The 13,520-nt window shown below is 55.6% G+C and carries 13 protein-coding genes and 1 pseudogene; 13 read left to right on the top strand and 1 reads right to left on the bottom strand.

Annotated elements, in window-relative coordinates; genetic code table 11:
- Positions 1 to 2 precede the first annotated feature (2 nt).
- The 8 genes and pseudogenes from G7064_RS18335 to G7064_RS18300 all read left to right on the top strand — a co-directional run.
- A pseudogene (locus tag G7064_RS18335) lies at positions 3 to 905 on the top strand (aminotransferase class I/II-fold pyridoxal phosphate-dependent enzyme); the annotation flags it as partial.
- Positions 906 to 909: 4 nt separating this feature from the next.
- Positions 910 to 1,536 (top strand): dethiobiotin synthase, encoded by a 627-nt coding sequence (gene bioD / locus G7064_RS18330; protein ID WP_166074720.1) that lies wholly within the window; start codon positions 910 to 912, stop codon positions 1,534 to 1,536.
- Positions 1,537 to 1,588: 52 nt separating this feature from the next.
- On the top strand, positions 1,589 to 2,878 hold the full coding sequence (gene bioA, locus G7064_RS18325) for an adenosylmethionine--8-amino-7-oxononanoate transaminase (RefSeq protein WP_166074719.1): 1,290 nt from the start codon (positions 1,589 to 1,591) through the stop codon (positions 2,876 to 2,878).
- A gap of 75 nt (positions 2,879 to 2,953) precedes the next feature.
- The gene (locus tag G7064_RS18320) at positions 2,954 to 3,412 is read left to right on the top strand and encodes a hypothetical protein (protein WP_166074718.1); all 459 of its coding nucleotides are present in this window, start codon (positions 2,954 to 2,956) and stop codon (positions 3,410 to 3,412) included.
- Between the two features lie 47 nt (positions 3,413 to 3,459).
- Positions 3,460 to 4,161, top strand: a complete 702-nt coding sequence (locus G7064_RS18315; protein WP_240935572.1) for a beta-ketoacyl synthase N-terminal-like domain-containing protein — start codon at positions 3,460 to 3,462, stop codon at positions 4,159 to 4,161.
- A 333-nt stretch (positions 4,162 to 4,494) separates the two neighbouring features.
- Positions 4,495 to 5,754, top strand: a complete 1,260-nt coding sequence (locus G7064_RS18310) for a M20/M25/M40 family metallo-hydrolase (protein ID WP_166074716.1) — start codon at positions 4,495 to 4,497, stop codon at positions 5,752 to 5,754.
- A gap of 140 nt (positions 5,755 to 5,894) precedes the next feature.
- Positions 5,895 to 6,344, top strand: a complete 450-nt coding sequence (locus G7064_RS18305) for a GNAT family N-acetyltransferase (RefSeq protein WP_166074715.1) — start codon at positions 5,895 to 5,897, stop codon at positions 6,342 to 6,344.
- 48 nt (positions 6,345 to 6,392) lie between these two features.
- Positions 6,393 to 7,367 carry an MBL fold metallo-hydrolase gene (locus G7064_RS18300; protein ID WP_166074714.1) on the top strand — a complete coding sequence of 325 codons (975 nt, stop codon included), beginning with the start codon at positions 6,393 to 6,395 and terminating at the stop codon, positions 7,365 to 7,367.
- A 111-nt stretch (positions 7,368 to 7,478) separates the two neighbouring features.
- Here G7064_RS18300 and G7064_RS18295 read toward each other — a convergent pair whose 3' ends face one another.
- A complete protein-coding gene (locus G7064_RS18295) occupies positions 7,479 to 7,889 on the bottom strand; it encodes a hypothetical protein (RefSeq protein WP_166074712.1) in 411 nt (136 codons plus the stop codon).
- A 126-nt stretch (positions 7,890 to 8,015) separates the two neighbouring features.
- Between G7064_RS18295 and G7064_RS18290 the strand changes: the two genes are divergently transcribed.
- The 5 genes from G7064_RS18290 to G7064_RS18270 all read left to right on the top strand — a co-directional run bounded on the left by G7064_RS18290 (position 8,016) and on the right by G7064_RS18270 (position 13,517).
- Positions 8,016 to 8,336: an antibiotic biosynthesis monooxygenase family protein gene (locus G7064_RS18290; RefSeq protein ID WP_166074711.1), complete on the top strand. Its 321-nt coding sequence runs from the start codon at positions 8,016 to 8,018 to the stop codon at positions 8,334 to 8,336.
- 108 nt (positions 8,337 to 8,444) lie between these two features.
- Positions 8,445 to 9,839: an alpha-amylase family glycosyl hydrolase gene (locus G7064_RS18285; protein WP_166074710.1), complete on the top strand. Its 1,395-nt coding sequence runs from the start codon at positions 8,445 to 8,447 to the stop codon at positions 9,837 to 9,839.
- Positions 9,840 to 9,911: 72 nt separating this feature from the next.
- On the top strand, positions 9,912 to 12,050 hold the full coding sequence (locus G7064_RS18280) for a glycoside hydrolase family 97 protein (RefSeq protein WP_166074709.1): 2,139 nt from the start codon (positions 9,912 to 9,914) through the stop codon (positions 12,048 to 12,050).
- Positions 12,051 to 12,082: 32 nt separating this feature from the next.
- Positions 12,083 to 12,694 (top strand): hypothetical protein, encoded by a 612-nt coding sequence (locus G7064_RS18275; RefSeq protein WP_166074708.1) that lies wholly within the window; start codon positions 12,083 to 12,085, stop codon positions 12,692 to 12,694.
- Positions 12,695 to 12,929: 235 nt separating this feature from the next.
- Positions 12,930 to 13,517 (top strand): NAD(P)H-dependent oxidoreductase, encoded by a 588-nt coding sequence (locus G7064_RS18270; protein WP_166074707.1) that lies wholly within the window; start codon positions 12,930 to 12,932, stop codon positions 13,515 to 13,517.
- Positions 13,518 to 13,520: the final 3 nt, after the last annotated feature.

Below are 13,520 nucleotides of genomic sequence, written 5' to 3'. Positions count from 1 at the left end.
AAGCGCAGCTAGCCGACTTTCACCGGGCGGAAGCAACCTTACTCTTCAACTCCGGCTACGCTGCCAACCTGGGATTCTTCGCCGCCGTGCCCCGGCGCGGCGACACCATTTTCTACGACGAGGCCAGCCACGCCTCCGTGAAGGATGGCATCCGGGGCAGCTTCGCCACGGCCTACAGCTTTCGTCACAATGATTTAGGTGACTTAGAAAGGCGACTAAATAGAGCGACGGGGGCCGTTTTTGTAGCCGTGGAGGCCCTGTATTCTATGGATGGCGACCAGGCACCGCTGCGGGAGCTGGCAGCATTTTGCCAGCAGCGCGGCTTGTATATGGTGGTGGATGAGGCGCATACCAATGGAATTTATGGGCCGCGGGGAGAAGGTTTGGTGGTCGAATTAGGGCTTGAAGAGCGGATATTTGCCCGCATCCTCACCTTTGGTAAAGCGCTAGGCAGTCAGGGAGCCTGTATTGCTGGCCCTTATGTGCTGCGCGACTATCTACTGAATTTCAGTCGGCCGTTTATTTATACCACGGCGCTGCCTCCGCTGGCTGTTGCTACGTTGGCCGTTGCCTACCACTTATTGCCTGCTATGCAGCAGGAGCGGCAGCGGCTTTTTGCCCTTTCCGAATTGCTGAAAACAAGGCTGAATGCAGTGTCTGGGCTACAAGTGCCAGCAGCCAGCCACGTTATTCATCCGGTATTTTTCCCGCAGCACGCGGGACCGGCGCACGTGAAAGCAGTCGCTCAAGCCGCGCAAGCGCAGGGCTTTGATGTGCGCGCCATTTTGCCCCCCACCGTGCCCGCTGGCACCGAGCGCCTGCGGCTGATTGTGCACAGCTATAATACAGAAGCGGAAATTGAGGAGCTGGGGGACATTTTGAGCAAAGCAATAATCCAACGATAGCCTAATGATACATGAGCGCTTATTCGTCACCGGCATTGGCACCGACGTAGGCAAAACCGTGGTGGCTGCCATCCTTACCGAAGCCCTGCAAGCCGACTATTGGAAGCCCGTGCAGGCTGGCCTCACTCCCACCACCGATACAGCCGAAGTGCGCCAGTTGGTCACCAACCTGGTTTCCCGGTTTCATCCCGAAGCTTACCGTTTGCAGTTGCCGGCCTCGCCCCACGCGGCGGCAGCAGCCGAAAATATTCGCATACAGCCCGAGCGCTTCACGTTGCCTCATACTACCAATAGTCTGATTGTGGAGGGCGCTGGGGGGCTTTTTGTGCCGTTGGCGCCGGGCTTTCTGCTGGTCGATCTGCTGGCCCAACTGCAACTACCAACGGTAGTCGTTTCCCGGAATTATCTGGGCAGTATCAACCATACGCTGCTCACGCTGGAGGCCCTGCAACGCCGCGGACTGCCCATTCGCGGACTGGTGTTTAATGGTGAAGCAACGCCGGCCACAGAGGAGTTTATTCTTCAGCACTCCGGCGTTCCGGCACTGCCGCGCCTGCGGCCGGAGCCGGTCATCAACGCGGCCGTGATAAGTAGCTACGCGCAGGAGTTTCGGGCCTTTTTTGAGAAGTAGCTGTTCAACGATTAGCCTTACCCCCCTCGCCCCCCTCCCTTACCTTTGCTCCATGTCAACCTTAGCCGCCCGCGACCACGCCGTACTTTGGCACCCGTATACGCAAATGCAGACCGCGGCCCTGCCTATTCCCATTGTGCGCGGTGAGGGTGCCTGGCTCTATACCGAAGACGGCACCGCTTACCTCGATGGCATTTCTTCCTGGTGGGTGAATCTGCACGGTCACGCGCACCCACGCATTGCGGCCCGCGTAGCCCAGCAGCTCCAGACCCTGGAGCACGTGCTGTTTGCCGGCTTCACACATCCGCCCGCCGTGGAGCTAGCAGAGGGCCTATTGGAAATTTTGCCCCCCAACCAGCGGCGCATCTTCTATTCCGACAACGGCTCTACGGCCGTAGAAGTAGCCCTAAAAATGGCGTTGCAGTACCATCATAACCTTGGCCAGCCACGCCGTACCATTGTGGCTTTCCGCGACAGTTACCACGGCGACACGTTCGGGGCCATGGCGGTGAGCAGCCGGGGGGCTTTTACGGCACCTTTTGCGCCTTTGCTTTTTGACGTAGCCTTTATCGATGTACCCGTGCCCGGTCGTGAGGTTGAAGCTCTTGCGCAGCTGGAAGCGGTGGCCGCCCAAGGCGACGTAGCGGCGTTTATCTTTGAGCCGTTGCTGCTGGGCACGGCTGGCATGCTTACGTACTCGGCCGAGGCGCTGGATGAATTGCTTGGCTCCTGCCACCGCCACGGCATTCTGGCTATTGCCGATGAAGTAATGACGGGCTTTGGGCGCACCGGCCAGCTTTTCGCCTGCGACTACCTAGCCGAGCGCCCCGATATGGTTTGCTTGTCGAAGGGCCTCACGGGCGGCACGATGGCGCTGGGCGTCACGAGCTGCGCAGGGCCGGTGTATGACGCGTTTTTGAGCGATGACAAGCTTAAAACGTTTTTTCATGGCCACTCCTATACAGCCAATCCGGTGGCGTGCGCGGCCGGTCTGGCCAGTCTGGAGTTATTGCGCGACCCAGCCTGCGCGGCGAATATTGCACGTATGGCAACCGCGCATCAGGTGTTTCAGGCAGAAATAACTGGCCAGCCGGGCGTGCGCGACGTGCGCTTACTGGGCACAGTGCTGGCCGTAGAGTTTGAGGAAGCCGCTACCACCTCCTACTTCAGCAGCCTCCGCGACGAGCTATACGAACTGGCCCTGCAGCGCCGCGTAATACTGCGGCCCTTGGGCAACATCATCTACCTCATGCCACCGTACTGCACCACCGATGCGGAGTTAAGCCTGCTTTACGATACGGTACGCGCCATGCGCGAGCTAGTAGTTGGTCGTAATCAGTAGAGTTGGGCCAAGTCATGTCTCAATGCACTAGCACTAGTGGCGTAGCTTGCGGCCCGATTGCGTTTAGTTTAATCCATGTCTGACGACAACCTGATTCTGATTCGTGGCCGGGGCAGCGTATCCGCGCTGGGGCTGGGGGGCAATTTTGTGGCTTCCGCCCCGATTTCCGCTTTTTCAAGCCGCCATACTGGTCCTCACACGTTGCCCGTAGCCACCGTGCCCGCCGATGCGGAAGCGGCAATAAATAGCTTGCGTCACGCGCACGCCCCATTTCGTCAGCTCGACCGAACCGTATTGCTCGCCCTGCTCGCCGCCCGGCAGGCCGCAGCTGAGGCAGGTTGGTCAGCACCTCAAGCGGATAGCCTGGGGGTCAGCATTGGTTCTTCGCGGGGTGCCACTGCCCGAACAGAGCAGTTTCACGCCGATTTTCTGGCCGATGGGGTTGTAGCCGCAGCCACCTCGCCACTCACGACGCTGGGCAACGTAGCGAGTTGGGTGGCCTACGATGCGGGCGCAATCGGCGGGCGGCCCTAAGCCACTCCAGCACCTGTAGCAGTGCTTTCCAAGCGTTGGGCAATGCAGTGGCCTGGTTGCGCGCCGGCCTCGCCGATCGGTTTCTGGCCGGTGGCACTGAAGCCCCCCTCACCGATTTTACCTTGGCTCAGATGCATGCGTTGGGTATTTACTCCAGTTTTGCCCCCCAAGAGTGGCCCTGCCGCCCCGGTGCCGGTGCACCCTCCACATTTGTATTGGGCGAAGGAGCGGCAGTTTTTGCCCTGGAAAGAGTCAGTCGCGCAGCACTTGCGGCAGAACAAACCACGACTGCTTCAACACCCCAGCTTCAGCTCGAAAGCGTAGGATTCGGCTTCGAGGCTATTCCAAGCAAGACCGGCCTTTCACCCGATGGCCAGCACTTCCAAACGGCCATGCGCCAAGCGTTACGGCAGGCAAATTGCCCCCCAGACTCCGTAGACGCATTAGTGCTGCACAGCCCCGGCACACCAGCAGGTGATGCAGCCGAGCGCCGGGCAGTAGCAGCAGTTTTTGAGGTGGAAAACGCGCCCCTGCTTGTTTCCAACAAATGGCTGGTGGGTCATACGCTCGGCGCTTCCGCTGCTCTGAGTCTGGAGTTTGCTTTGCAAATTCTCACTTACCAAACCTGGCCTGCACCGCCGTTCAGCACCTACATGGCACCCGCTCCTACTCGGCCAATCCGGCGCGTGCTGGTGAATGCAGCAGGCTTTGGCGGCAATGCGGCCAGCGCGCTGGTATCGTTAGTGTAGGTGAGCTAGTTTAACTACGAGGACCGCCGTCATGCAGAGCGTAGCGCAGCATCTCGCGTGCTGACGAGAGGTTACTTACCTCACTACCGCGAGCGAGTTGCTTCGGCTCCGCCTCTGCATGACGCGGTTTTTCAGGCATTATTTAACAATTCCGGCTTACCCCGTATTTTACATCACCAAACCACGTGTTCATTGCGCCTTCGCTCACTCAACCACCCAAATACCTTTCATGAAATTCCTTCGCTCTACCCTTCTGCTCGCTGCGGCTGTCAGCTTCACCAGCCTGCGCGCCCAAAATGCCCCCCGTCTACCCCCGACCCGGCTATCAAGCAAATGGTGGAAGCCATTTCAGCCAAAACGTTGGAGGAAGATATTCGCAAGATGGTATCCTTTGGCACCCGCCACACGCTGAGCGACACCAAGAGCAAAAAGCGCGGTATCGGGGCGGCGCGCAATTGGGTGGAATCCGAGTTTAAGAAATACGCCAAAGCCAGCGGCGGCCGCATGAAAGTGGAGCAGGATACCTTCACGGTGAAGCCCGACGGCCGCCGCATCGATAAGCCTGTGGTGATGGCCAACGTAATGGCCACGCTCCCAGGCACCGACCCCAACGACAAGCGCATTATCATCGTGAGTGGCCACCTCGACTCGCGCGTAACCGATGTGATGAACGCCACCGCCGATGCCCCCGGCGCCAACGACGACGCTTCCGGCGTGGCTCTGGTAATGGAAATGGCCCGCGTAATGGCTTCTAAGCAGTTCCCCTGCACCCTTATTTTCGTGGCCGTTCAGGGCGAAGAGCAGGGCCTGTATGGCTCGACGCATATGGCCAAGCGCGCCAAAGCGGAAGGCTGGAACATCGTGGGGATGCTCAACAACGACATCGTAGGCAATTCCACCGGCTTCGACCCCGAGATTAAAGACCCCAAGCACGTGCGCATTTTCAGCGAAGGAGTGCCCGCCAACGAAACGCCCGAGGAAGCCCGCGTGCGTCGCCAACTAAGCAGCGAAAACGATTCACCTAGTCGTCAGCTAGCCCGCTACATCAAAACGGCCTGCGAGCAATATTTACCGGACTTCGGTGTGCTTATCGAGTATCGCCCCGACCGTTTCCTGCGCGGCGGCGACCATACCCCCTTCAACCAGCAGGGCTTTACGGCCGTGCGCTTCACAGAGGTTAACGAGAATTTCAACCACCAGCACCAAGATCTGCGTACCGAAAACGGCATCGAGTACGGCGACAAGCCCGAGTTCGTGGATTATGAGTACCTGCGTAAGAATACCGGCGTAAACCTCGCCACCATGGCCAGCCTGGCTTGGGCGCCCCCAGCGCCGCAAAACGTAGGTGTGCTCACCGCCAAGCTCACCAACCGTACAGAACTAAAGTGGGACGCGCCTGCTGCCGGCGAAAAACCAGCCGGCTACTACGTGCTCATGCGCGAAACCAGCAGCCCCGTGTGGCAGCAAAAGTTCTTCGTCACCGGCACCACCGCCGATTTGCCCCACAGCAAAGACAACTTCATTTTCGCCGTGGCTTCCGTGGATGCCGAAGGCCACGAGAGCCTGCCCGTTACGCCGAAAGTAGTGCGCTAAGCAGTTGGCTTAAAGGCCGCTTCTTTACGCTATTCTCGGCTTTCATAATGATGACGAAAAAGCCCCCCAGACTTGTGTTGGGGGGCTTTTTTTACTTACGCTACTTATGACTAAACCACGCAACTCATTACCTTAACGACATGCTCTACCGCGAAGCCCAAGTTGCCGATATTCCGCAGTACATGGCCGTGCGCATGGCCGTTAAAGAAAATCAGCTTTCCAACCCTGATCGGGTCACGGAACAAGACAACATCGACTACCTCACACGGCGCGGCAAAGGCTGGGTTTGCGAGGCAGACGGCCAGATTGTGGGCTTCGCTATTGCCGACCTGCAAGACCATAGCATCTGGGCCCTTTTTGTGCACCCCAACTACGAGCGGCAAGGCATCGGCCGGCAGCTACAGACGATAATGCTGGACTGGTATTTCAACCAAACGCAGCATCCCGTTTGGCTAAGCACAAGTCCGGGAACGCGGGCCGAAGAATTTTACCGGCAATCTGGCTGGCGCGAAACTGGCCGAACAGCGAGCGGGGAAACTCGTTTTGAGCTGACGTCGGATGAATGGCGTAGGCAGACGAATCAGGTTTAGATTTCGCGTTAATAGCCTAAGCAGCTGGATCTATAGTTACCTTGTACTATGGAGACGACACAGTTATTCCAACGATGCTTACTGCTCTTCATGCTCCTGCTGGGGCCTAGCGTATTCGCGCAGCGGGCCGCCTCCCCGCCTACCTTCAACATTGTGCCGCTGGGCGTGAAGGGCGGGCTGGATGAGGGCAATCTTTCGGCGTATCTGGTTGCGCCGGCAGGATCTGCTTCCTACGTGTGCCTAGATGCGGGCACCGTATACAGTGGCGTGGAAAAGGCCGTAGCACGCAAGGTATTCGCGGCGCCGGCGGGCGCAGTAATCCGCAACAATATCAAGGCCTACCTCATTTCCCACGCCCACCTCGACCACGTAGCCGGTTTGCTCCTGAATGCTACCGACGACTCCCCCAAAAGCATTTACGGCCTGAGCGAATGCCTTAAAACCATTCAGAACGATTATTTCAACTGGCGCACTTGGCCCAATTTCGGCAGCAGCGGCAATCCGCCGGCTCTGGGCAAATACCAGTTGCGGCCCCTTGCTCCCAATCAGGTAAAAGCCATCGAAAACACCGCCTTAAGCGTCCAGACGTTTGTGCTGAGTCATGGCAAGCCCTATCAAAGCGCCGCCTTTTTAATCCGCAATCAGGATAATTATCTGCTTTACCTCGGCGACACGGGTGCCGACGCCATCGAAAAAGCCCCCCAGCTGCGCAACTTATGGCAAGTCATTCAGCCACTGGTGAAAGCTGGCCAGCTCAAGGCTATTTTCATCGAAGCCTCCTACGCCAATGCCCAACCTCCGGCACAGTTGTTTGGACACCTTACTCCGGCTTTGCTCATGCAGGAAATGACCGCTCTTAGTCAGCTAACTGGCGCGGCGGCACTGCGCGGCCTACCGGTCGTTATTACCCATATGAAGCCCACGGCCGGCAATGAAGCGACCATCAAAAAGCAGCTCACCGAAGCGAATTCGTTGCAGCTGAAACTCATCTTTCCAGAGCAGGGAAAGTTGCTACAGTTTTAGCCTAGGGTATGGCAGTATGTTCTAAGCAGTTCGACTTGCTTAAAACTTATTGGGAATTTAGAATTTATGGAGAATTTGGCTTTATAGCGTAATGCTCCCACAACATTATTGTTAGCCGGCGAACAAAGAAAGGCCTAAGCTAAATTCTAAAGCATGTCCTTCTACTTGCTGGAGTGATGCTTTCAGTGCGTCAGAGACAAATACACTTGGATCCTGCTCCCCGTAGCGATAAATGACGAGGCCAAGCGGGGAAGCGTGGATGATTTCGTTGCGCGAAACGCTGTGCTGAATGGTAGCTTCGAGGTAGTTGTGCCACACTAGCTTTCGCACTTCGTCGGTGATGGTGACAGAAGTAAGTTGCAACTGAGGGCCAGTGCTACGCAGGACTTCTTCGTACTTACGGTCGATAAGAATGTAATCATAATTAGTCAGCATATCTGCTGGCTCACCGTATTCAATCACCCGGAATTTATGAGCACCAGTTCGCCACAGGCGCAATCCCGATGGCGTATTGGGAGACACGTTCCAAAGCATATATACCTACAGTGACTAATTGATGTAGAGGGCGAAAGTAGCCTTTCCTATGTATTCTTACTGTTGTCGACTTCTCAAATTCCCAACATGCTCTTAACGACATTTATCTAAGCTATGACTAAAATTAGCGCAGTAATTACCCGCATTTGGCACGGCGTTACCCACGCTCACCACGCCGAGGAATACCTGCGGTATCTGGAAGCATCCGGCCTTGCCGACTACAAGAAAACACCCGGCAACTTAGGGGTACAGGTTCTCCGCAGCTTGGAAGGCGAAGTGTGCCATTTCTGGACTGTAACCCGTTGGGACAGCTACGACAGCATCAAACAATTTGCCGGCGACGACTACGAGAAAGCGCGCTACTACCCCGACGATGCTCGCTACTTGCTGGAGTTTGAGTCAAATGTTATTCACTGTGAGACCTTTGACTTTTAAGCCCTAAAGTGGACTACGCGTGTGCTTTATTTGTAGCAAGCATTGCAACCTAACTGAAGCGCCCGCAATACGCTATTCGTGCTTCGCGGCCCTTATCAACTGACCATTATGCGTACTCAAAAACTCGTGCGGAAGCTGGCCTTCTTGTGCTGGTCTGTGCTGCTCATTTCCTGCAGTAAAGGCACAACGATCAGCCCTACAGTTCCGGTTATTCCGTCCGCTACTTCCGATCCGGCTCAGTACGGCACACCCTTCACGGAAGTGCCCGATGCTGCAAATGCTACGGTGTATCAGGTGAACATGCGGGCGTTTAGTGCGCAAGGCAATTTCAAGGGCGTAATAGCTCGTCTCGACTCTATCAAAGCACTGGGGGCCAATGTGGTGTATTTGATGCCTATTTATCCTGTTGGTAAGCTAAAGGCTTTTGACTCGCCTTATGCGATACAGGACTACATGGCGGTGAATCCTGAACTCGGGACGCTGGCCGACTTGCGCGCCCTCGTGGACGGCGCCCACGCTCGCCGCATGGCCGTTGTGCTCGATTGGGTAGCCAACCACACCGCCTGGGACCACCCTTGGATAACGGCCCACAAAGACTGGTACCAGCAGGACGCAGCCGGCAACATCAAAAACCCGCCCTTGGGCTGGACCGATGTAGCCCAACTAAACTTTGCCAATGCGTCGATGAAGGCGGCCATGATTCAAGCCATGCGATACTGGGTTTTCCAGGCCAACATTGATGGCTACCGTATCGATTATGCCGACGGCCCGACTTATGAGTTTCTTACCGAAGCCGTCAGCAGCCTCAACTCCATCAGCACGCACAAGCTGCTCCTGATTGCCGAAGGATCTAATAAGACGTACTATTTCCAGGCTGGTTTTCCGCTCCGCTACGGGTTCGATTTCTTGAACACCATGAAGGATATTTTCGCCAAGCGGTCCAGCGTCAAGCTCCTCGACAATCTCAATGAGGCCAATTATGCCAACGCTCCGGCCGGCGCCCGCATGTTGCGCTACACCTCCAACCACGACATTAACAGCTCGGAAGGCACGCCGCAGGAGCTATTCAATGGCCAGCAAGGCGCCATGGCCGCCTTTGTGGTGGCCGCTTACATGCGCGGCACGCCCATGATTTACAACGGACAGGAGGTAGGGTTTCCCACCCGATTGCCTTTCATGGGAGCGCGCCGCACGATTGATTGGTCGCTTAACCCAGCCGTGACCAAAGAGTACAAAAGCATCCTCCGCTTCCGTAACACCAGCGACGCCGTGCGCAACGGGGCACTGACCTCCTACAGCAGCGACGATGTGTGCGCGTTTACGAAAATTGTTGGCAATGAGAAGGTTATGGTGCTAGTCAATCTTCGCAATACTGCTATTAACTATCAGGTACCCACCAGTCTCGTCAACTCGCCTTGGCTCAATGCCTTGAGTGGGCAGCCTTTGACCATGACCACTCAGCTTAACTTGCAGCCTTATCAATACCTGATTTTGCGCAACTAACTTCACTTATTCAGTAGCAATCATACCAGTCAAGTTCGCAATTCAACTTAAGCGGATGCGATAATGTAGCTCATGAAAAAAACCGCCCTTCTGCTGCTAACTGCATGTCTGAGCATCCCGGCTCTGGCCCAAACGCTTCACTCTCCAGCCAACAAGCTCACGCTAAACTTCCAGCTCAGCCCCACAGGTGAGCCCACGTATCAGCTCCGATTCGGTGCGAAGCCTGTTATAAAGCCCAGCCGCTTGGCGGTTTTGCTTCAAAACCAGCCGGGCTTTGATAAAGGCTTTGCCATTGCCAAAATCGACTCGTCGGCGACGGATGAGACATGGGCGCCGGTGTGGGGTGAGGTGAAACAGATCCGCAACCGCTACAAGGAGCTGGCCGTGACGTTGCAGCAGGCCGCCGCGAAGAATCGGCAGCTGGTGGTGCGCTTCCGTTTGTATGATGATGGGCTGGGGTTCCGCTACGAGTTTCCGGCTCAGCCGGGCTTCACTTACTTCACTGTGCAGGAGGAAAACACCGAGTTTAACCTCACCGGCGACCACAAAACCTTCTGGATTCCGGGCGACTACGACTCCAACGAGTACACCTACAGCACCACCCGCCTGAGCGAGGTAAACACCACGCCTATTGAAGCTATTCAGCTAAAATCTGCCCCCCAGCGCGTGCAGACGCCGCTGATGATGAAGACCCAGGACGGGCTGTACGTGAATATTCACGAGGCGGCGCTGGTAAATTACCCGGCCATGATGCTGAACGTGGACACCAAGACCTTCGGTCTTACCAGTCAGCTGGTGCCTTCGGCCACCGGCGCTAAGGCATATCTGCAAGCGCCCGAGCACACGCCCTGGCGCACCATTGTGGTCAGCGACAAAGCGCCCGAAGTGCTGGCCTCCAAGCTGATTCTGAACCTGAACGAGCCCAGCAAAATCACGGATACGGGCTGGATCAAGCCCCAGAAGTTAGTGGGCGTGTGGTGGGAAATGCACGTGAACAAAGCCAGCTGGAACTACGCCGACACAAGCAACATCAAGCTGGCTACGACTAATTGGAACGCACTGAAACCCAACGGCCGCCACGGTGCTAACACGGCTAATGTGAAGCGCTACATCGACTTTGCCGCTAAGCACGGTTTGCAAAGCGTGCTAGTAGAAGGCTGGAATGTGGGCTGGGAAGACTGGGCCAATAACTGGAAGGAGGAAGTATTCGACTTCGTGACGCCCTACCCCGACTTCGACGTGCAGGAGTTGCAGCGCTACGCCGCCAGCAAGGGCGTGAAGCTGATGATGCACCACGAAACCAGCAGCTCCGTGACCAACTACGAGCGCCGCCAGGAAACCGCGTTGCGCTTCATGAAAGAGCACGGCTACGACGCTGTGAAAACCGGCTACGTGGGCCGTATTATTCCGCGCGGCGAGCACCACGATGGGCAATGGATGGTGAACCACTACAACCGCACCGCCGCCAACATGGCCCAGCAGCAGATTATGGTGGATATGCACGAGTCGGTGCGGCTGACGGGCTTGCACCGCACCTACCCCAACTGGCTGGCGTCGGAAGCGGCGCGCGGCAACGAGTTCAATGCCTGGAGCACGGGCAATCCGCCTGAGCACGAAACCATTCTGCCCTTCACCCGCCTCATGGGCGGCCCCATGGACTACACGCCGGGCATCTTCCAGATTAAGCTGGAAACCTGGAACTCTACGGCCAACAAAGGCCGCCAGGTACACACCACGCTAGCCAAGCAGTTGGCCCTCTACGTGACGATGTACAGCCCTGTGCAAATGGCCGCCGACCTGCCCGAAGCCTACGAGCAGCACCTCGACGCGTTCCAGTTCATCAAGGACGTGCCCGTGGATTGGGACGACACCCGCATTCTGGCTGCCGAGCCCGGCGACTACATCATCACGGCCCGCAAAGCCAAGGGCAAAGACGAGTGGTACCTGGGCGCCATCACCGACGAGCAGGTCCGCCGCCATACCGTGAAGCTGGACTTTTTGCCCCCCAAGGCCCGCTACACCGCCACCATCTACGCCGACGCCAAGGATGCCGACTGGGAAAAGAACCCCATGGCCTACCAAATCCGGCAAGTGCTAGTGGACAGCCGTACTCAACTGCCGCTGCAATTGGCTCCCGGTGGCGGCACGGCCATCAGCCTGAAACCCGCGACGCGGGAGGAGCTGCGGAAGCTGAAGGGACGAAAGTTGTAGAATATTTCAAAAATCAGTTTAGCTCGAAATGAATGGCATATTACATCAGAGTTTTAGGAAAGACAGATCCTGATATCAAATTAGAATCTCTAGTTCAGGCGCTTAACGAAAATGACCTTTCGGCCAAATTTAGCTTAGATAGAAGTGAGAAACCAGACAATTGGACACTACTCAATGTTGCCGACGGGCATGGTAAAGAATTGATGCAAATTGAACGTAATCCTATAATACCTGGTGAGTTAGGACAAGAGGAACTGGATGAATTTAAGGAGAAAATTAAATCTCATAATCCTGCTACTGCTGCTAAATGGCTAATAAATTATTTCGATTCTGTGAAAGTAATTTATGCTTTTCAGCTCTTAAATAGTGTCGAAGATGACAACGACTGGGAAATTGTCAATGCCATAAGAATGGCAATCTGGACAGCTACTGGAGGGATCTTGCAAGCTGATGCTGAAGGATTTTCTAATGAAAGCGGCTGCCAAATTCTGTGGCAGTTTAATGATGATGCCGAAGGTGAATATAATATGGCAGTTCTAAATGGAGATACTTGGGTCAATTTTATAATGAATTTAGAGGACACAAAACAAAGATTTGAGTTTTGGGAAGGGCAAGTGCCAAAGGGTGCAAAATTGCTTGATTAGGTTATAGCGCTTAGTCATGGCGGAACGATCCCATTTTCAAACATCTTTTACTCTCAAGTAACTGTTAAAAAAGCCCCCCGACCTTGCATCTGGGGGGCTTTTTTATATGCTACAAATTCAGACTCTTCAGTTGCTCCAAGCTTAGTTAGATCGGCTGCCTTTAGTGTTATTGTGCCCTCTTGTCGTGAATCTTATAACTTGCTTCGATACTTATGTTACTTCTTATCTCTAGCTCATGGCTCGTATCCTGATACAGTTTGCGCATCCGGCTTTGGAGAAATCTAGAGTGAACCGGCGGCTGATTGCGGCGGTGGAGTCGCTGGACTTTGTGACGGTCAATGATTTGTACGAGCAGTACCCTGATTTTGACATCGATGTACATCGGGAGCAAGAATTGCTTTTGGCCCACGACTATATCGTGTTGCATCACCCATTTTACTGGTATAGCTCACCGGCCATGATTAAGCAGTGGGAAGACTTGGTGCTGGAACATGGCTGGGCCTACGGGCGCACCGGCAACGCTTTGGCTGGCAAGCAGATGCTGAATGCTATTACCACTGGCGGCAAGCAGGAAGCTTATCAGGAAACGGGCTCCAACCGCTATACTATCCAGCAGCTGCTAGCCCCTTTCGAGCAGACGGCCCGGCTGTGCAAGATGCAATATCTGCCCCCCTTTGTGGTGCACGGCTCCCTGCGCATCACCGATGCGGAGATTGATGCCGCAGCCCTTCGCTACCGCGAGTTGCTGACGTTGCTGGCCACGGGTCAAGTCACTGAATACGCTACTTTACAGACGCCGGTTCTTACGGATTTGGCTAACTAAATC

The organism is Hymenobacter sp. HDW8 (genome assembly GCF_011305775.1).
Lineage (GTDB): Bacteria > Bacteroidota > Bacteroidia > Cytophagales > Hymenobacteraceae > Hymenobacter > Hymenobacter radiodurans.
Note: the sequence above shows the minus strand (reverse complement) of the source record. Positions and strands in the feature narration are given on the sequence as shown.

Excerpts from the sequence above, each read along its gene's own strand:
- G7064_RS18320 (WP_166074718.1), top strand. The coding sequence starts at position 2,954 with ATGTCTGACGACAACCTGATTCTGATTCGTGGCCGGGGCAGCGTATCC.
- G7064_RS18285 (WP_166074710.1), top strand. The coding sequence starts at position 8,445 with ATGCGTACTCAAAAACTCGTGCGGAAGCTGGCCTTCTTGTGCTGGTCT.
- G7064_RS18280 (WP_166074709.1), top strand. The coding sequence starts at position 9,912 with ATGAAAAAAACCGCCCTTCTGCTGCTAACTGCATGTCTGAGCATCCCG.
- bioD (WP_166074720.1), top strand. The coding sequence starts at position 910 with ATGATACATGAGCGCTTATTCGTCACCGGCATTGGCACCGACGTAGGC.
- bioA (WP_166074719.1), top strand. The coding sequence starts at position 1,589 with ATGTCAACCTTAGCCGCCCGCGACCACGCCGTACTTTGGCACCCGTAT.
- G7064_RS18270 (WP_166074707.1), top strand. The coding sequence starts at position 12,930 with ATGGCTCGTATCCTGATACAGTTTGCGCATCCGGCTTTGGAGAAATCT.
- G7064_RS18310 (WP_166074716.1), top strand. The coding sequence starts at position 4,495 with ATGGTGGAAGCCATTTCAGCCAAAACGTTGGAGGAAGATATTCGCAAG.
- G7064_RS18290 (WP_166074711.1), top strand. The coding sequence starts at position 8,016 with ATGACTAAAATTAGCGCAGTAATTACCCGCATTTGGCACGGCGTTACC.
- G7064_RS18305 (WP_166074715.1), top strand. The coding sequence starts at position 5,895 with ATGCTCTACCGCGAAGCCCAAGTTGCCGATATTCCGCAGTACATGGCC.
- G7064_RS18300 (WP_166074714.1), top strand. The coding sequence starts at position 6,393 with ATGGAGACGACACAGTTATTCCAACGATGCTTACTGCTCTTCATGCTC.
- G7064_RS18275 (WP_166074708.1), top strand. The coding sequence starts at position 12,083 with ATGGCATATTACATCAGAGTTTTAGGAAAGACAGATCCTGATATCAAA.